The sequence below is a fragment of the Staphylococcus sp. HMSC13A10 genome (genome assembly GCF_001808005.1).
Taxonomy (GTDB): Bacteria; Bacillota; Bacilli; order Staphylococcales; family Staphylococcaceae; genus Staphylococcus; species Staphylococcus pasteuri.
This window is the reverse complement of sequence record NZ_KV791863.1, coordinates 1-20,601: the sequence shown is the minus strand read 5'-3', so window position 1 is coordinate 20,601 and position 20,601 is coordinate 1. Positions and strand designations below refer to the sequence as shown.

The window sequence follows — 20,601 nt, the reverse complement described above, 5'->3', positions numbered from 1 at the left end:
TTAAGGAGTGGAAAGTATGAATAAAGAACAATTAGAAAAAATGAAGAACGGTAAAGGCTTTATTGCAGCATTAGACCAAAGTGGTGGTAGTACACCTAAAGCTTTAAAAGAATATGGTATTAATGAAGATGAATATAGCAATGATGATGAAATGTTCAAACTTGTTCATGATATGCGTACACGCGTTGTAACTTCACCATCATTCTCAGCTGATAAAATTTTAGGTGCGATTCTTTTCGAACAAACTATGGATCGTGAAGTTGAAGGTAAATATACTGGAGACTATTTAGCTGATAAAGGTGTTGTTCCTTTCTTAAAAGTAGATAAAGGTTTAGCTGAAGAACAAAACGGTGTTCAATTAATGAAACCAATTGACGATTTAGACGACACTTTAGATCGTGCTAATGAACGTCATATTTTCGGTACTAAAATGCGTTCAAACATTTTAGAATTAAATGAACAAGGTATCAAAGATGTTGTTGAACAACAATTTGAATTCGCTAAAAAAATTATCGCTAAAGGTTTAGTTCCAATTATTGAACCTGAAGTAAATATCAACGCTAAAGATAAAGCAGAAATTGAAAATGTCTTAAAAGATGAACTTAAAAAAGGTTTAGACAATTTAGACAGCGATCAATTAGTTATGCTTAAATTAACTATCCCAACTCAACCTAACTTATATAAAGAATTAGCTCAACATCCAAATGTTGTACGTGTTGTAGTATTATCAGGCGGTTACAGCAGAGATGAAGCTAATAAATTATTAAAAGACAACGAAGATCTTATCGCAAGCTTCTCTCGTGCATTAGCTAGTGACTTAAGAGCTAGTCAATCACAAGAAGAATTCGATAAAGCATTAGGTGACGCAGTAGATTCAATCTATGATGCTTCAGTTAATAAAAACTAATATATTAATATAGAAAAGACACGTGATTAAATCACGTGTCTTTTTTTATTCTTATCTATTATTTAGTTAGTTGTTCTAATTTTTCTTTAGTTTCTTTAATAATCGCATCAAATTTTTCTTTTTTCTCGTTATCATTCATTGCTTGTTGTGATGCTTCCATAAATAATTTAAACACTTCATGTAGTTGTTTACGTGCTGCTTTCATTCCTTCAAAATCAGCATTTTTAAATTGTTCCATTCGTTTCTTAAAGTCTTCATTTTCAGGATTTTCTTCTAAAAATTGAGTACCTTCATCAGTAATAGAATATACTTTTTTATTTCCTTCTTTATGAATAGATACAAAATCTCTATCTTCTAACATTTGTAATATTGGATATACTGAACCTGGGCTAGGTGCATAGAATCCATTGAATCTTCCTTCTAAATCTTTAATAATTTGATACCCGTGTCTTGGTTCTTCTTGTAACATTTGTAAAATGACATATTGAAGATTTCCTTTTTTAAAAAATCTATCTTTGCCATTCATTTTTCTAAAGCCACCAAACTGTCCTGGTCCTCTACCAGGTCCTCCATTCATACCAAATCCTTCAAATCTTCTCATATGACCGTTCATTCTATTTTCATTTCTATTAAACATATTAATCACCTTTCTCTATTTCGATATATCAGTATCATAAACGATATATCGAAATAAGTCAACGATATATCGTTATTTTTTAGTATAAATTAAAACCTGAAACATCTATTTGACGTTTCAGGTTCAATTGTCACTTTATTTTTTATTATTTTTTTCTACCCATTTGATAAAATTAGTATCGCTATTTCCTGAAGTTTCTGCCATTGTATGGCCTTGATCCCATACAGTTTTGAAATCAACATTTTTATTTCCAACATACTGTTTTAAAGCTAATGACAGATTTGTTTCAGTATTTAATGCTGTATCGCCTTGTTGAATTCCCGTTCTGATTCTCCAATGTTTCGCAACATTTGATTTTCCATATCCTTTATAATAATTAGATAAATAGTACATCGGATTATACATATTCATACGTGTTTCTACAGATTGGTTAAGTTTATCTTTTTGTTTTAAGTCATCATTATAATTATCTACATATTTATTTTTCCAGCCACTCATTTTTGAATATTTACTTTGATTTTGTTTTAACAATTTAGCCGTTGTTTTATCAAAATGTAGTTTTGTATGATTACCATTTGTGCCAAATACATTATTTTCTGCTTGACTACGTTTTAAATCATCAAATGCTGGTACTGATTTAGATGGTGTTTTATAATATTTGGCAAAGTCTTTAAGACTAGTGATATGCGCTTTCTTAGTTTTCTTATTATAAGTGATCCATTTACCTTTTTTATTCAGATCTTTAAGATAAGCATCCATAGTTTTATATGTTTTGTTATTTGATTGAGAGCCCATTTTTGGCATAGCACCTTTACCTTTTGGCTTTTGACCATTAGATGGTGCCTTACTTTGACCCATTCCAGCTTGTTGATTATCTGTTTTCTTATAAGGAAACTTAGTATTATTTAAAAAGTCAGTAGCTGATTCTTCAACTTCTTTTTTTAGATATTTTGCATATGAACCTTCAGTATAATAACCTTGTTTAGATTTATTAAGTGATAATTTTTGTCCATTAGTAGTTAAATTTAATTTGTTGATATATGATCCATATGATTGAGCTAAATCATTAGATAATGCTTTTTGGAATGTTTTGTTTTTTCTACTATTGCTGTTTGTATATTGCCCCATTTGCCATTCATATGCTGCATCTGCTTCATCTAAATTTGTAATAGGACACCAAGACATTACACCGTCAATTTTATCGCTAATATATTTCCCTTTTTTATCAGTCATTGCTGCGCCAATTTTTTTCAAATATTTATAATATGTTTTACTATCTCCAGATGCTCCTGCAATAGCACTTTGTGCGCCACCACCACTGTGACCAAATGTGTAGACTTTTTCACTATTACCAGGTAATTCATTAGAATTAAATCTATAATAACGAATAGCCGCTTTCAAATCAGTAACTCCCCATGGAGCTCCATACTCATATGATTTATTAGATGAACTACTGGAACTATTTCCGATATTCATACTACGTCCTCTTAATCCAGCCTCTACATATATAAATCCGGCTTTCATATATTTTGAAATATTACTATATTTATATGAAGTTGGTGCACTTTGTTCAGCATAACCCGGTGTATTAACCGGATACACTAATGGTGCATTTTTAGCTGAATAACCATTTACTTTGTTTTCATTATTTACAGTAACAGTATATGTACCATCTTTATTTTTCTTACCTTTAAAATACGCAGCAGGAACATATATACCTAATTTTTCAACATTTTTAGCTTGAGGATGACTTACATAACTTATATTTAATTGATAATACACTTTATTTTTACTATCATATTTCCATTTTGTATTATCAATCTTTAATTTAGAGGATGCTTGTTTATAATCTTTAATTTTAGTATTTGAAACATTCACACCTTTTGTATGAGTTTTACTTTGATTATTATCGTGATGACCTGACTCACATCCAGTTAGCAATAAACTAGCTGTTAACATTAGGGCTAAGGCTTTTTTCATATAAGTTTCCTCCTTTAATTAATATAATTTTAATCATAGCGAGGAAACTAAGCACTATCAATTCGATTTTAGAGGTGTTTGTATTCTGAATTAGAAACGTATATTAAGTCGTTGGTCTCTTGACTTACCTTCTTTAATTTTTTGAATTTTGACGGGCAATAGACATAAAGTTCTCTAATTCTTTTGAATCTGGGCAGTCATGATGTAACTTACAATTAATATAAGAATCAATTTCCGGCTTCAATGGAATTAACTTGTAAGATTCATTTAAATAAAAACGGGCTTGATGCTCCATTATCAATGCAATACCTTCATTAATATTAACCATTTCTAATAAATTCTCCATTCGAGGAGCAGTAAATGAAATAATTGGATAAAATTGTTCTTTCTCACAACATTTGAGGAAGGCTTGGTGTTCTACTGTAAAATCAGGTGGCAAATAAAGTTGTTCATCTTTTAACATTTCTAATGATATTTCATCTTGGTTAGCTAAAGGATGTGTATTCTTAGCAATTGCACAAAGTTGTTCTTTCATATATACAAAACTATTATTACTTTTGGCCGGAGAAAGTTCTCTAATAAAACTAATATCAAGTTTTTGTTGATCAATAGCTTGTTTTAATTCTATCTCCGAGCCTTCTGTAATTTTAAATCTAACCTTAGGATATAATTTCACACATTGAGATACCAATTCCGTAATACCATATTCAATCATCAAACGAGAAGCGCCCATATTTATTGTTACTATATCATCTACATCTTTTAATGAAAGATGTTTCTTTAATTCCTCTTCATTTTGACAAATTTGTTTAGCATAATGAAGAAATAGACTACCAGATTCAGTTAATTCTATCTTCTTATTAGTCCTATCAATTAAACGATGTCCTATATCATTTTCCAAAGCAGTCATATGTTTTGATAATGTTGACTGTGCTATAAACAATTCTTGTGAAGCCTTAAGATAATTCTCATATTTTGCAAGAAGTATAAATTCTTTTAAATGATTTATATCCATGAATAACAACTCCTTCAATTCGATATCTTTCAATAAATTATAAAGATATAATTGTGGTTTAATAATTATGAAAAATTATATACCTTATTAAAAAAAGATGGAACTAAAATAATTACAAATTCTAATTATTGTATAGTTCCATCTTCTATAATGTTATATATTTTTTAGTTGTCTTGATTTGTTGGAGGTGTTATATAGATATTTCCAGGATTTCCAAACATTGGTGTCCATTTTTCGATAGTATAATCTGATACTAATCCTTGTTTCCAAAATGGATCAGCTTTCAACAATGCCATTAATTGTGCTTCATTGTCTGCTTTGAGTACCAGATAAGCTTCTTTTTGATAATCATCATTATTTTCAATAGGTCCTGAAAGTAATAAATCTCCTGATTCAACAAGTTGATATAGATATATTGCATGATCTCTCACATGTTGTTTCCAATGTTCTATATCGGTGTGTACAAATTTTACTAAATAATAGGCCATCTTGCGTCTCCTTTAGTTTGTCATTATATTTCTATAAATCCTCACCATTGGTTTCAATCACGTGTTTGTACCAATCAAATGAATCTTTCTTAGTACGATCAAGTGTACCATTACCTTCATTATCTCGATCAACATGTATTAAACCATAACGTTTTTTCATTTCTCCTGTTGTAAATGAAATGATATCAATAATACCCCAAGGTGTATAACCCATTAAATCTACGCCATCTTGATCAACCGCTTCAATTGAGGCTTGGATATGTTCTTTTAAATAATTGATACGATAATCATCATGTATTTCTCCATTTTTATCAAACTCATCCACAGCACCAAAACCATTTTCTACAATGAATAATGGAATTTGATAACGATTGTATAATACATTCAATGTAAATCTAAGTCCTACTGGATCAATTGCCCAACCCCAATCGCTTGTTTGAATGTAAGGATTTTCAACTGAATTAGGTAGTCCTCCATTAATGATATTATCTTCAACACTTGTTTCACTATCAGATTTAACAACAGTAGACATATAATAGCTAAATCCAATATAATCTACAGTACCTTCACGTAAAATTTGATCATCACCTTCTACCCAACCAATATCCATATTCTCACGTTCGAACATTTTTGTAGCATAACCTGGGTAATAACCTCTTACTTGAACATCTGGGAAGAAGAATCTTAATCTACCAGCAATTTCTGCTTCCATCATATCTTTAGGGTTGCAGCTATATGGATAAATTGGAACGTGAGAAATCATAGCACCAATTTCAAATTCAGGGTTAATTTCTTTACCAATTTTAACAGCTTTAGCGCTAGCAATAAGTTCATTATGTGCAACTTGATATAGCACTTCTTCTTTATTATCATCTTCTGAAAGTAATACTCCAGAATTCGTCCATAGGAAAATTGGATTATTTAAATCCATTTGGTTATTAATTTCATTAAAAGTCATCCAATATTTAACTTTATTTTTATAACGTTTAAATACAGTTTCTGCAAAATGAGCAAAGAAATCTGCTACTTTTCTATTTTTAAAACCACCATATTCTCTAGCTAAATGAAGTGGCATTTCAAAATGAGATAATGTAATAATTGGTTGAATATCGTATTTTAGTAATTCATCAAATAAATCATCATAGAATTTCAAACCTTCTTCATTAGGTTCTACTTCATCGCCATTAGGTAATATTCTTGTCCACGCAATAGAGGTACGAAGACATTTCAGTCCCATTTCACTAAATAATTTCACATCTTCTTTATAACGATGATAAAAATCGATACCTTCATGATTTGGATAATATTTATTAGGATCAACATCTTGTGTAATTTCACGTGCTTTACCATGTTCGCCAGCTGTCATGACATCAATAACACTAAGACCTTTTCCACCTTGATCATATCCCCCTTCAAATTGATTGGCTGCTAACGCGCCTCCCCATAGAAAATCTTTTGGTAATTTAGACATTTGTAAAACCTCATTTCTCTATTTATTGGTTTTATTATAACAATTTATTTTTCAAATTTTCGATAAAATAAACAAAAAACTCAACCAAAGTGTTCGTTCAACTTTGGTTGAGTTATTCTATCTATTACTATTCGTAATAACCTAATTTTAGATCTTTTGAAGTTTGTTTACGGATTTTTCTCATTAATTGTTCATCTTCAATTAATGATTCACCGTATGAAGGAATCATTTTTTTGATTAATGGTTTCCATTCATCAGCATATTCAGCAAAGTTCTTTTCAAGTACTTCTAATGCTACTGATACTGAAGTTGATGCCCCTGGTGATTCACCTAATAATGCAATTACTGAGTGATCTTCAGAGTTTACTACTTCTGTACCAAATTGGATATAACCTTTACCGTGTTCTTTAGTATCTTTGATTACTTGAACACGTTTACCTGCTGTATAAACTTGCCAATCTTCATCACGTGCTTCTGGATAGAACGTACGTAAGTGGTTCATACAACCTTCTTTAGTCATAATCACTTGGTCGAATGAATATTTAATTAATGGTAAGTTTTTAACAGCAGATGCTAATAATGTTGTAATATTGTATGGTTTAACTGATTTGAATAAATCTAAGTTTGAACCGTTTTTAAGGAATTTAGGACCTACATTCGCAAATGGTCCAAATAACAATGTTCTTTCACCATCAATATAACGTGTATCTAAGTGAGGTACAGTCATTGGTGGTGTGCCTGGTGGTTCTTTACCATAAACTTTGGCATCGTGTTGTTTAATCACTTCTGGATTTGTACAAGCGATAAATTGTCCACTAATTGGGAACCCACCTAAATGTTTACTTTCAGGGATACCAGTTTTTTGTAATAGTGGAATTGCTCCGCCACCGGCACCAATAAATACATAGTCTGTTTCTTGTTCAAAAACTTCACCAGTGTTACGATTTTTTATTTTAACTGACCATTTACCATTAGATAAACGTTCAAAATCAATGATTTCATGATTATAATGAACATCTACATTGTCAGTTTCTTGAAGGTGTTGAGCCATTTTACGAGTTAATTCACCGTAGTTAACATCTGTACCTTCATTAATTTTACTTGCTGCCATGTAGCTACCATCATCTTGACGGCCTTTCATCATTAATGGAATCCACTTTCTCATTACATCAATATCTTCTGTGTATTCGATATTATCGAACATTGGGAAAGCTTTCATTTTTTCATAACGGTCTTTTAAGAACTTAACGTTATTTTTACCTCTTACAAAGCTAATATGAGGTAATGGGTTAATGAATGCACGTGGATCTTCAATGTTTCCAGTTTTAACTAAATGACCCCAAAATTGTTTAGAAATCTCAAATTGTTCGTTGATTTCTTTTGCTTTTTCAATATCAATTGAACCATCAGGTTGTTGAACAGTATAGTTCAATTCACAAAGTGCGGCGTGACCTGTACCAGCATTGTTACGTTCATTAGAACTTTCAATACCAGGACGGTCTAAACGTTCATATAAATGAATATTCCAGTCTGGCGCAATTTCTTTTAGCATTGAACCGAATGTTGTACTAAGTACACCGGCACCAATTAAAATTACGTCTTTTTTGTCAGACTTTGCCATTTTGTTCACCTCTCCAATATAATAAATACTTACACCAGTCCACTAAAACTGTATTTTCAATCAAAGCTCAATACAATTTTTCTAACAATCCATCTCGCAAACTAGTCTTCTATTATTATGTTAAATCAAGCTATCGGAAAAGTAAATTATTATTCTTTATAATAATAGAAATTGGTTTTGTTTATGATTATATTTTATTCACAAAAGCATGCAAATCTATATATTACTTTACTTCATTTCATAATAGTTTTAACTTTTAGTCTTTCTGTTGTAAAAACCTTTCGATATAAAATGCCGATTCTTCTATCGATTTGTATTCTGTATTAATCACAATAGCATTTAATTTATTAAATATTTCTTCAGCGTAGGACAGTTCCTTCTTAATTCTTTCTAAACTATTGTAAGTTGATGTTTTAGAAATACCTAAAGCTTCTGCACGATTTTTTCTAATATTGGCAATATAATTAGGGCTTGCTGTTAATCCAAATACTTTTAAATTTTTATGTTGAAATACACTTTCAGGAATTGTAACTTCAGGTACTAATGGTATATTAGTAATTTTGTAACCTTTATTAGCTAAATACATACTTAACGGTGTTTTAGACGTTCTAGAAACTCCGACAATTAATGCGTCCGCTTCTCCAATATCAGTAAAATGTTTACCGTCATCGTACTTCACAGAATACTCTATAGCTTCAATTCTATTAAAGTATTCTGTATTCATCTTACGTAACGCGCCACTTTCCATTAAAGGCGTAGATGTCGTATGTTTTTCAATCATCGTAATTAACTCTGACATATAGTCTATATATGATAATTGATGTTCGTTCGCGTATTGATGTCCTAATGCATTAAATGATTCATTAACTAATGTTGTAACAACAATGGCATTTTTTTCACGTGCCAATTCTAATACGTTAAGAAACTCCATCTCATCTTTAATATAAGGAAATTTCTTAATTTCTATTTGTGTTAAATCTGGAAATTGAGTTAGCGTTGCATGAATCATTCGCTGAGCTGTTTCCCCTATTGAATCAGAAACAATATAAATCGTTAATTCTTGTTCATTATGTTCTTTCACCTTATCTCTCACTTTCTTCAGCTTGACTCTGAGCTGTAGCTAAGATTGCCCCAGGCACGCGGAATGGAGAACATGAAACATAATCAATAGATAACTGATTAAAACGATGAATTGATTTAGCATCGCCACCTAATTCTCCACAAACTCCAATTTTAATAGACGGATTGACTTGTTTAGCATTTGTTACGGCTAAGTTAATCAATTGACCTACACCATCATTATCTAATGTTTGGAATGGATCAAGCTGTAATATGTTATTTTCAGTATACACGTTTATAAATTTACCTGCATCATCTCTTGAGAAACCATATGTCAATTGTGTTAAATCGTTAGTTCCAAAGCTAAAGAAATCACAATGTTGTGCTAATTGGCCAGCAATCAGGCATGCTCTTGGTGTTTCAATCATTGTGCCAATTAAATATGGTACTTTGCTATTCGTTTCATTCTCTAAATCATTGATTGTTGTAATTAATTGTTTTTTTAGTGTCGTAAATTCCTCTACTGTAGAAACTAGTGGAATCATAATCTCAGGTTGGGATTCTATTCCTTGTTGTTGAAGGTTAAATACACTACTCATAATTGCTTCTACTTGCATCTCATATAATTCAGGATAAGTGACTGCCAAACGACATCCTCTATGACCTAACATAGGATTGACTTCATTCAAATCATTGATTCTTCTTTTTAAGTAATCAGTTGAGACATCTAATTGTTTGGCTACAATTTGAATATCTTCTTCTGAAGCTGGTAAAAATTCATGTAATGGTGGATCGAGTAAACGTACAATTGTTGGACGGCCATCCGATAATTTAAAAATAGATTCAAAATCTTCTATTTGATATGTTTTAATTTTGTTTAATGCTTCAACACGTTCTTCATAATTTGACGCTAAAATAAATCTTCGCATTTCTACTAGTCGTTCAGCTCCAAAGAACATGTGCTCTGTTCTTACTAAACCAATACCTTTAGCATTAAATTCATACCCAGATTTAATATCTTGAGGAGTTTCAGCATTCATGCGTACTTGTAATCTAGCCGTTTCTTCAGACCACTGCATAAACTGTTCAAATTCATCACTATGTTCTGCACTTACTGTTTCAATTTCCCCTAGATATAAATCACCTGCACTACCATCTACGGATACAATATCTCCTTCACGTAAAACATCTCCATTAGGATAATTTACAGTTTTATTCACTGTATCTATCTCTACATCAGAACATCCAGTAACACAACATTTTCCCATACCTCTTGCAACGACTGCTGCATGAGATGTCATTCCACCATGAGTTGTTACTATAGCTTCACTAGCTACCATTCCTTCTATATCTTCTGGAGATGTTTCAGGTCTCATTAAAATCACCTTATTACCACTTTCTGCTTGTTCTTTAGCTTCCTCCGCAGAAAATACGAGTTGACCAGTAGCAGCCCCTGGACTGGCTGGAAGTCCCATTTTAGAAATTACAGTTGCCTGCTTTAATGATTCTTCTTTAAAGTTTGGATGTAAAAGTGTTTCAATTGATTTAACATCTACTTGAGTTACAGCTTCTTCTTTAGATATAAGACCTTCATTAACTAAATCAACTGCAACTTTTATTGCTGCTCGTGCTGTACGTTTACCATTACGTGTTTGAAGTAAGTATAGTTGTCCATTTTCAATAGTAAATTCAATATCTTGTAAGTCTTTATAATGTGTTTCTAATTGCTTTGTTACTTCGACAAAATTTTTATGTACATCAGGCATTTGATCTTTTAATGTATTAATATCTTGTGGCGTACGTATACCTGCCACTACATCTTCACCTTGTGCGTTTAATAAGTACTCACCGAACAATTTATTTTCTCCAGTAACTGGATTCCTAGTAAACGCCACACCAGTACCGCTTTGTTCTCCACTATTACCAAACACCATTTCCTGTATATTTACAGCTGTACCTATGTCATGAGGAATATCATTCAAATCTCTATAGACACGTGCACGATCATTGTCCCAAGATTTAAATACTGCTTCAATTGCTTCTTTTAATTGCTTATAAGGATCTTGAGGAAATGGTTTACTACCATACTCCATATAAATATCTTTATACTTTTCACATATATGTTTTAATCCATCGGCAGTAATATCTGCATCTGACTCAAATTGATGTTCCTTCTTATAGTTATCAAAATATGTATCAAATCGATTCATCGGTACGCCGTATACAACGTCACCAAACATTTGTAGTAAACGACGATAACAATCATATGCAAATCTGGCGTCATTAGTTTTATTTGCAAGTTTTTCAACGTTTTCGTCATTTAATCCTAAATTTAAAATCGTATCCATCATCCCAGGCATCGATATTTTTGCACCACTACGCACTGATACAAGTAATAAGTCTTCTTGTGATGAAAATGACTTACCTGTTCGATTTGAAAATGCGTTTAAATGTTCTTGTAATTGTGATGTCACATTATCAGATAATTGACCACCTTGTTTCAAATAGTCAATACAAGCTGCAGTTGTAATTGTAAAACCATCTGGAACTGGTAATCCTAACCGTTTCATTTCAGATAAATTCGCACCTTTACCTCCAAGTAAATCTTTCATAGTCTTATTACCTTCATCAAATGCATAAATTAATTTTTCCATAAATAAGCACCTCTCTCAATATGTCATACTAATCATTTTAGAGTATGTCATATTGAGTTAAAAAAGACAAGATTTATATGTAAACGTTTTCTATTAGTTACTAATTTTGTCATAATTTGGTTATAAAACATTCTCAAATTGGAACAGTTTAATTATTAATATTATTTTGGTTAAATGTGTCATACTAATAACTATTAAAAAAAGACACCACTTTAATTAAAGCGGTGTCTAATATACTTATTTATTCATGTTGTTGATTATATTTTTCAATTTCTGCATCTCTTAATTCTACACGTCTAATTTTACCTGAATTAGTTTTAGGTAAATCTTCTACAAATTCAATAGAACGAGGATACTTGTATGGTGCAACTTCATTTTTCGTAAATGTTTGAAGTTCTTTAATTAATTCTTCAGTTCCTTCATATCCATTTTGCAGAATAATAAATGCTTTTACAATATTACCTCTCAATTCATGAGGGCTTGCAACGACAGCACATTCTTTGACAGCTGGGTGATTTGTTAAAGCATCTTCAACTTCAAATGGTCCAATCGTATAGCCAGAGCTAATGATAATGTCATCTTTACGACCTTCAAACCAGAAATAACCATCTTCATCTTGATGTGCTAAATCTCCAGTAACATAGTAATCGCCTAATCTTGCTGAAGCAGTTCGTTCTGGTTCTTTATAGTAACCTTTAAACAGTGCAGGTAAGTCTAATGGGACTGCAATATTACCTTTAACATTGGCTTCTACTTCATTACCATCGTCATCAATAATTGTTGTATAACTTCCTGGTATAGATTTACCCATTGCTCCAGGTCGAGGTGCTGTATCTTTCAGGAATCCAATTAATAATGTACTTTCTGTTTGACCATATCCATCTCTAACAATAATATCAAAATATTTTTTAAACTGTTCTACAACTTCTCTATTTAATGGTTCACCTGCAGAAACTGCACTATGCAAATGTTCTAAATTATATTCATCAAGATTTTGTAGTTTAGCCATCATACGATACTCTGTAGGTGTACAGCATAGGACGTTAATTTGATAATCTTGTAATAATTCTAGATATGTTTCTGGTTTAAAACGACCATTATAAACAAATGCTGTTGCTCCAGAACCTAAAGTTGATAAGAAAGGACTCCATACCCATTTTTGCCATCCAGGTGCAGCAGTTGCCCAAACTAAATCATCTTCTTTAATACATAACCAATGTTTAGGTGCCATTTGTAGGTGGGCATAACCCCAACCATGTGAATGAGTAACTGCTTTTGGGTTTCCTGTAGTGCCTGATGTATAAGATAATATAGCAACATCTTCACGAGATGTGTCTGCTGCTTCAAGTTCATCACTAACACTTGCTTTTTCTTCCTCAATCGAAATCCAATCTTCGTGTGTATCACCAACGATAAATTTAGTAAGGCTTTGATATTCTTTTAATCCTTCAAATTCCTTAATAAATTTTCCAAATGAAATAACCGCATCAATTTCTCCATGACTTACACGATATTGTAAGTCTTTTGTACGTAACATTTCAGAACTTGGAATAATGGCAATACCTAATTTTAAAGCTGCAATGTATAATTCATAGGTAGCAATAGCTCTTGGCATCATAATTAAAACTTTGTCACCATATTTCAAACCATGCTTTTTAAATATATTACCTACTTTATTAGCATTTTTTATTAATTCCTGATAAGTCACTTCTATATGATCATGTTCTGAATCACGATAAATGATTGCTTTTTTAGATGCGTCTGAAGCATATTGTTCGATTGCAGATGTAATATTGTATTTTTCTGGTGCTAGTAAATCAGTTTTTTCCATTATATTACTCCCTTTCCTTAACATTCACTATTATATTATCAAATGTATAATCTCATTGATATATTTTACTCTTTAGTATCTATCTACTAAACTAAAATGATCTTTTATAATAAAAAAAGGACGGATCCGAAATAGCATTTACATAAAATGATTTCTATCCGCCCTTCTATGATTTAAAATATATCTTCATAATCTAGCATTTGTTTTTTCAAATCTTCTAATTCTATTCTAATGTTATATGAAAAATCACGATTCACAATTTGATTATCAACGCCTTGTTTAGTACCTCGTTTACGATGTGTTTGTGCGTATTCTGATGAATTTTGCCAGTCATAAAACGCTTGTCTCGATTCCCATAATGTAACAATAATATAATGTCTATGATTTGTTCGAGGTTTAAGGAAGCGCAATGCTTTAAACCCTGGTACATCTTGAAGGTGTTTTTGACGTGATAAGAATTTATCTTCAAATTGGTCTTCTTTATCTTCATTTACAAATAAATGATTGAGCACACAAAATGTATCATTTGATAATTGATTAATTGATTCTAAAATATCATAATATTGTGCATCATTATTTTTCTCAATCATAAATTCATCATTAGATTCATTCATTTTATACATTTTATAATAATCATTTAGTAACATATTAGTTCCTTCATTCTAATTCATTTTACGTTTAAATATTTTGTTCATATATTGAAAGTGATCTTTTAACTATTTCTAGTATTTCATCATCTAAATTTGTTATTTGTTTAAAATAATTTAAAATATTCTTCGCTAATTTTTCTTCTTTTGGAAATTGTACATCTTTATCAACCCAAGCGGCTAGTTCTCCTAGAGGTGTTTGGTCTCCAGTAAATCCTTGTATAAACTCATAAAACGTCACTAAATCACCTCTTCTTACTTAATATATTAATGATATCACGAATTAGTAAATAAAACACCAATCAAAATTAAATAGTCTAATATATTTTTCTATTTGCAAAATAATGACGAAATTAATTAGTTCGTTTTTATATCATAAATTTCTCTTTAATACATTAGTTATTGATGTCTCGTTCATCAGTTTGCTTAATGATTTAAACAACGTTAAATATAAGTTTAAACATGGGTTTGATAAGTTAAAATATTAAAACTTATAAGCGCAATAGTCATATGTATGAGTAGCCCGCCAGTACTAATAGCAACATAGCACATAAGAGTGCTGTTAGACTGACGGGCATACTTATTATTTTAATTTACATATTTTAATCTGTAATTTATAGTCATCTATCTTAATTTAAATAGTCTAATACAACAGTACCTACTGCTTCAGCAGCAACTAACATAGATGATTCACTAATATTAAATTTAGGGTGATGGTGTGGATATACTTCGCCATCTTCTGGTGCTGCTCCTGAATAAATAAATGTACTTGGTAGTTCTACTGCATAAAATGCAAAGTCTTCAGAAGGTGGTTGTGCTTCACATTCTTCTACACCTTGAATATCTGTTCCTTCTGCATTTTTAATTGTTTCAGCTACATAAGATGTGAATTCTGGATTGTTATATAATGCAGGGTAATCTTTGTTAAATTCGAAATCACATTTTACGCCAAATGAAGCTTCTAATCCTTCAACAAGATGTGTTAATTCTTTTTGAATTGTATCTTTTGTATCATCCGTAAGCGCACGCACGTCACCTTCGATTTCAATAGTATCTTTGATTACATTAAATTGACCTTTACCATCGAAAGAACCAATTGTAACGACACCAGTTTCAAATGGACTTAAACGTCTAGATACAACTGTTTGTGCAGTTGTTACAAAGTTAGATCCTGCCACAATTGCATCATTTGCCATGTGAGGTGATGAACCGTGACCGCCTCTACCATGAACTGTTAATTTAAAGTAAGCACGACCTGTTTGTACAAATTCTGGTTTGTAAAAAATTTTTCCAGCTTCCATCGTACTCATAACGTGAACACCTAATACATGGTCAACGCCATCAAGCACACCATCTTTAATCATACCTTGCGCGCCACCTGGAGGCATTTCTTCAGCTGGTTGGTGAATGACAATCACTTTACCGCTAAATTGGTCTTTCATTTCAATTAATGTTTCGGCTAAAATAAGCATGTAAGCTGTATGTGCATCATGTCCACACGCATGCATAACACCATCATTTTTAGATGCAAATGATAATCCTGTTTCTTCTTTAATAGGTAGCGCATCAAAATCTGCACGAATTGCTAATGTTTTGCCAGGTTTACCACTATCGATAGTTACTTTGACACCATTTGGTCCCACATTTGTTTCCAATTTACAATCTTTATCTTTATAAAAGTCAGCAATATATTTTGGTGTTTCTTCTTCATGGAAGGATAATTCTGGATGTTGGTGAAGATGTCTTCTAATTTCTATCATTCGATCTTCTTTTTCGCGTAATTTTTCAACTAAAGTATTACTCATAAAATCCTCTCCTTTATCTATACATCTACATTATAATATGTTATTCCCGTTTATTGTTGCGTCACACTTTTATTGACTAAAAATGACATAAATTTAGAAAAAAATCACTCCAATATGAGCATTGTCATATTGAAGTGATTGAAATCATATAATTAATTAGTGTTTATAAAATGGATCGTTTTCTTTAGCGCCTGCCATTTCATCATGTACACCATGTTTATAATAATCTACATATTGAGGTTCTAAAGGTTTTCTACCTCGAATAATATCTGCAGCTTTTTCAGCTAACATAAGTACTGGTGCATGGATATTACCGTTAGTTGTTCTAGGCATAGCAGAAGCATCTACGACACGTAAATTTTCCATACCATGTACTTTCATAGTAAGTGGATCAACAACTGCCATTGGATCTGATGCTGGTCCCATTTTAGCACTACATGATGGATGTAATGCAGTTTCTCCGTCTTTACGCACCCAATCTAAAATTTCTTCATCTGTTTGTACAGAAGGTCCAGGTGAAATTTCTCCTGCATTAAATGGATCCATCGCTTTTTGAGATAAGATATTTCTTGCAACTCGAATAGCTTCTACCCATTCACGTTCGTCTTCTTTAGTTGAAAGATAATTAAATACTATACTTGGCTTTTCAAATGGATCTTTAGATTTAATTTTTAAGCTACCGCGTGAATTAGAGTACATAGGTCCAACGTGTACTTGATAACCGTGCGCTACTGGTGCTTTTTGACCATCATAGCGAACTGCGATTGGCAAGAAGTGGAACATTAAGTTAGGATAGTCTACTTCGTTATTTGAACGTACAAATCCTCCACCTTCAAAGTGGTTAGAAGCTGCTGCACCTTTTCGAGCAAAAATCCATTGCAATCCAATAAATGGCATACGTTTTACATCTAAACTAGGTTGTAAAGATACCGGTTCTTTACATTCATGTTGGATATACACTTCTAAATGATCTTCGAAGTTCTCCCCAACACCAGGTAAATGAACTCTAGGTTCAATACCTTTAGATTTTAAGAATTCTGAATCACCAATTCCAGATAATTGTAGCAATTGTGGTGTATTAAATGCGCCACCTGATAAAATAACTTCTTTGGCATTGATTGTTCTTTCTTTGCCGTTTTTCTTATAAGTCACACCTGTAGCTCTTCTACCATCAAAGTTAATTTTTGTTACGAATGCTCTTGTTTCTACATCTAAATTTTTACGTCTCATTGCAGGTCGTAAATATGCTCTTGATGCAGACATACGGCGTCCGTGATGAACTTGGCTATCAAATGGTCCGAAACCTTCTTGTCGGAATCCGTTTACGTCTGGTGTTTTATGATATCCTGCTTCAACCCCAGCATCAAAGAATGATTTGAATAATGGATTCGTTGCAGGACCTCGTTTTAATTTAATTGGTCCATCATGACCTCTGTATTTATCATAAGGCGCTGATCCATATGCTGTTTCTAACTTTTTAAAGTATGGCAAGCAATGTGCGAAATCCCAAGTTTCCATACCTTCTGGTTCTGCCCAACCTTCATAATCCATTGGGTTACCTCTTTGGAAGATCATTCCGTTAATTGAACTTGAACCACCTAACACTTTACCTCGTGCATGGTCAACTTTACGTCCCATGTGCGGTTCTTCTTCAGTTTGATAAATCCAATCATATAAAGGATTTCCTGAAGGGAACATTAATGCTGCTGGCATTTGAATAAATAAATCCCAGAAATAGTCACTGCGTCCCGCTTCTAATACTAATACATTTTTATCTTTATCTTCACTTAGTCGTGCACCTAAAACTGAACCTGCACTACCTCCGCCAATGATAATATAATCATATGAATCGTGTTTTCTACTCATCACAAATAACCTCCGAAATTAATTTTTTTAGTTTTTATATTCATCTCTTTCATAGTTATCTTGAATCGTTCTTACATATGTAAGAGGCCGAATGACCTATTAAGTAATAGCGCATCATTCAAACCTCTGAATAATTGTTATGTTTTATTTACTAAAGAAGTTAACTGGTTCTGGGTTTGTATTAGTTAAGATATGTTTAGTAGATAAATACTCTTCTAGGCCTTCTTTACCAAGTTCTCTACCAATACCTGATTGTTTATATCCACCCCATGGTGCTTGTGCAAAGTAAGGATGGAAATCGTTAATCCAAACTGTACCTAATTTCAATTTATTAGCTACACGTTGTGCTTTACCAATATCTTTACTAAATACAGCGCCTGCTAATCCATATATTGAATCGTTAGCTAAACGAATTGCTTCTGCTTCATCTGCAAATCCTTCAACAGTAACAACTGGTCCAAATACTTCTTCTTGCACTATACGCATAGATGTATCGCAATCTGTAATTACCGTAGGCTCGAAGAATAATCCATCTTGTAAATCTTCTCTTTCAGGACGTTTGCCACCTATAGCAATTGTTGCACCTTCATCTTTTGCAATTTGCATATAATTTTCAATTTTATCTCTATGTTCTTGAGAAATAACTGGTCCCATTTCAGTATCATCATCAAAGCCATTACCTAGTTTAATTTTACTAACGCGATCTATAAGTGCTTTTTCAAATTTTTCTTTGATATCGTTGTGAACTAAAATTCTAGAACCCGCTGAGCATACTTGACCAGCGTGGAAGTAACCACCATTTAATGCTTGGTCTACTGCTAATTCAAAGTCAGCATCATCAAAAATAACATTAGGGTTCTTACCACCAAGTTCTAACGCTACATTCGTTACGTGGTCTGCAGCCTGTTTCATGATATGTTTACCTGTTTTAATGCCACCTGTAAATGACACTAAATCTACTTCTTCGTGACCTGACATGACGTCACCAATTTCAGCACCTGAACCTAATACTAAGTTAATTGTACCTTTAGGAAATCCTACTTCTTCCATTAGTTCAAAGACACGAATTGTTGTTAAAGGCGTAATTTCACTTGGTTTCATTACTAATGAGCAACCTGTTGCTAAAGCCGGTGCGATTTTCCAAGATGCTTGTAATAAAGGATAATTCCATGGTGTGATTTGAGTCACTACGCCTACTGGTTCTTTAACAACTTTACTTTCTGAATTTAGAATTGGCGTATTGATAATTTCTCCGCCATCTTTATCTGCTAAACCAGCAAAATATATAAATACATTATGGATGTCATCCATATCTGCATATGACTCTTCCAATGTTTTACCAGTATCTAATGTTTCTAATTTAGCTAATTCTTCACGATGTTCTTTAATTTTATCTGCAATCGCTCTGACTTTTTGACCTCTGACTTCACCTGTTTCTGAAGATAACTCGCCATCTTCAAATGATCTTCTTGCAGCTAAAATTGCTCGTTCTACATCTTCTTTTGTACCTTCAGCTACTGTAAAAATAACTTCTTGATTATATGGATTAATAATCTCTCTCGTATTTTTATTTGAGCTGTCTACCCATTCACCATCAATGTATTGGCGATTAGACAAGTTCTTTACAAGTTCCATCAAATGACCTCCGTTAAGTTTGTTAAATTTTTATTTAACGAATTTTACAGAATTATGTTAGCATAGAAATTGAAAATATGTCAATTTATCAAAAAGGTCTGGAGAATAAAGTATCACTCCTATTCTTAATAGGTTAGTGATACTTACGCATTAGCTTTAGCTAAGGTGTTCCTTTTTAATCTCAGCAGATTCGAATTGGTGAGAAACAAAGAAATGGTAAAGAACTTCTTTTCATATATTCATCAATAAATAATGATAATATATAGTCGTTTTTCATCTCTTTAAAATAAAATATATAAAATGTTGGCATATAAAAAATGAAATCATGTTAAATTTGTTGTGATACGTGGTAAAATAAAATAATTATTATTGGAGGTACAGTCATGACACAATCGAATAACTACTCATCTCAAGTCGAGCAAGCCAAAGACTTGGTCATTAATTCCATTGGAGAAACTATGGATTTATATGGAATTAATCGTAGTGTCGGCAACCTTTACGGTATCATGGTGTTTGAAGGAAGTATGACACTTGATGAAATGCGACAACAACTACAAATGAGTAAACCTAGCATGAGTGCAGGGGTTAAAAAATTACAAGACTATGATATCGTCAAACAACAATTTACAAGAGGTAGTAGAAAGCAACACTTTATCGCTGAAAAAGATTTCTTCACTTTCTTCCGCAATTTCTTCACTAAAAAATGGGAAAGAGAAATTGACACTAATATGGAAGCTGTTAAAGATGCGGAAACACTTCTAAAACCGCTACTGGATAACAACGATTTAACTGATGAAGAACGTCAAGACATTAATAAAGTTAAAGCACAACTCGACCATTCAAAGGTTTATTACGAGTGGTTAGCGCAGCTTAGCGAAGCCTTAGAAACCGGTGAAATATTTAACTACTTCCCTATTCCAGAACATAATGATAATAAATAAAAATCAGCCTGAGACATAAATCAATGTCTCAGGCTACAATTATA

Annotated in this window: 16 protein-coding genes; 2 read left to right on the top strand and 14 right to left on the bottom strand. The window is 32.2% G+C overall.

The annotated features are described in order from the left end of the window. Window positions 1-16: 16 nt before the first annotated feature. Complete coding sequence (locus HMPREF3125_RS08155) at window positions 17-907, top strand: fructose bisphosphate aldolase (RefSeq protein ID WP_017636636.1); 891 nt, start codon at window positions 17-19, stop codon at window positions 905-907. A 58-nt stretch (window positions 908-965) separates the two neighbouring features. Here the strand turns inward: HMPREF3125_RS08155 and HMPREF3125_RS08150 are convergent, their stop codons facing one another. The 14 genes from HMPREF3125_RS08150 to betB all read right to left on the bottom strand — a co-directional run bounded on the left by HMPREF3125_RS08150 (window position 966) and on the right by betB (window position 19,616). Further along, complete coding sequence (locus HMPREF3125_RS08150) at window positions 966-1,544, bottom strand: PadR family transcriptional regulator (RefSeq protein WP_070453044.1); 579 nt, start codon at window positions 1,542-1,544, stop codon at window positions 966-968. 135 nt (window positions 1,545-1,679) lie between these two features. Beyond that, window positions 1,680-3,524 (bottom strand): subtype A tannase, encoded by a 1,845-nt coding sequence (locus tag HMPREF3125_RS08145; protein ID WP_070453041.1) that lies wholly within the window; start codon window positions 3,522-3,524, stop codon window positions 1,680-1,682. A gap of 133 nt (window positions 3,525-3,657) precedes the next feature. Next, on the bottom strand, window positions 3,658-4,539 hold the full coding sequence (locus HMPREF3125_RS08140) for a LysR family transcriptional regulator (protein WP_070453038.1): 882 nt from the start codon (window positions 4,537-4,539) through the stop codon (window positions 3,658-3,660). A gap of 164 nt (window positions 4,540-4,703) precedes the next feature. Continuing rightward, complete coding sequence (locus HMPREF3125_RS08135) at window positions 4,704-5,027, bottom strand: YciI family protein (RefSeq protein ID WP_070453035.1); 324 nt, start codon at window positions 5,025-5,027, stop codon at window positions 4,704-4,706. A gap of 31 nt (window positions 5,028-5,058) precedes the next feature. Beyond that, entirely contained in the window at window positions 5,059-6,498 is a 1,440-nt protein-coding gene (locus HMPREF3125_RS08130) for a 6-phospho-beta-glucosidase (protein ID WP_070453032.1), read from the bottom strand. Window positions 6,499-6,625: 127 nt separating this feature from the next. Continuing rightward, on the bottom strand, window positions 6,626-8,119 hold the full coding sequence (gene lqo / locus HMPREF3125_RS08125; protein ID WP_017636644.1) for an L-lactate dehydrogenase (quinone): 1,494 nt from the start codon (window positions 8,117-8,119) through the stop codon (window positions 6,626-6,628). A 256-nt stretch (window positions 8,120-8,375) separates the two neighbouring features. Beyond that, window positions 8,376-9,200: a pyruvate, water dikinase regulatory protein gene (locus HMPREF3125_RS08120; RefSeq protein WP_070453030.1), complete on the bottom strand. Its 825-nt coding sequence runs from the start codon at window positions 9,198-9,200 to the stop codon at window positions 8,376-8,378. 1 nt (window position 9,201) lies between these two features. Next, window positions 9,202-11,832 carry a pyruvate, phosphate dikinase gene (ppdK, locus tag HMPREF3125_RS08115; protein WP_017636646.1) on the bottom strand — a complete coding sequence of 877 codons (2,631 nt, stop codon included), beginning with the start codon at window positions 11,830-11,832 and terminating at the stop codon, window positions 9,202-9,204. 241 nt (window positions 11,833-12,073) lie between these two features. Next, complete coding sequence (gene mbcS, locus HMPREF3125_RS08110; RefSeq protein WP_070453027.1) at window positions 12,074-13,663, bottom strand: acyl-CoA synthetase MbcS; 1,590 nt, start codon at window positions 13,661-13,663, stop codon at window positions 12,074-12,076. Window positions 13,664-13,836: 173 nt separating this feature from the next. Beyond that, window positions 13,837-14,310: an antibiotic biosynthesis monooxygenase family protein gene (locus tag HMPREF3125_RS08105; protein WP_070453024.1), complete on the bottom strand. Its 474-nt coding sequence runs from the start codon at window positions 14,308-14,310 to the stop codon at window positions 13,837-13,839. Window positions 14,311-14,341: 31 nt separating this feature from the next. Continuing rightward, window positions 14,342-14,551 carry a YozE family protein gene (locus tag HMPREF3125_RS08100; RefSeq protein ID WP_017636649.1) on the bottom strand — a complete coding sequence of 70 codons (210 nt, stop codon included), beginning with the start codon at window positions 14,549-14,551 and terminating at the stop codon, window positions 14,342-14,344. Between the two features lie 388 nt (window positions 14,552-14,939). Further along, window positions 14,940-16,115: an amidohydrolase gene (locus HMPREF3125_RS08095; protein ID WP_070453021.1), complete on the bottom strand. Its 1,176-nt coding sequence runs from the start codon at window positions 16,113-16,115 to the stop codon at window positions 14,940-14,942. 156 nt (window positions 16,116-16,271) lie between these two features. Further along, complete coding sequence (gene betA, locus HMPREF3125_RS08090) at window positions 16,272-17,981, bottom strand: choline dehydrogenase (protein WP_017636651.1); 1,710 nt, start codon at window positions 17,979-17,981, stop codon at window positions 16,272-16,274. 144 nt (window positions 17,982-18,125) lie between these two features. Further along, entirely contained in the window at window positions 18,126-19,616 is a 1,491-nt protein-coding gene (gene betB / locus HMPREF3125_RS08085) for a betaine-aldehyde dehydrogenase (protein ID WP_070453018.1), read from the bottom strand. Between the two features lie 383 nt (window positions 19,617-19,999). Here betB and HMPREF3125_RS08080 point away from each other — a divergent pair, with 383 nt between their 5' ends. Next, window positions 20,000-20,557 carry a choline uptake/conversion transcriptional regulator CudC gene (locus HMPREF3125_RS08080; protein ID WP_070453015.1) on the top strand — a complete coding sequence of 186 codons (558 nt, stop codon included), beginning with the start codon at window positions 20,000-20,002 and terminating at the stop codon, window positions 20,555-20,557. Window positions 20,558-20,601: the final 44 nt, after the last annotated feature.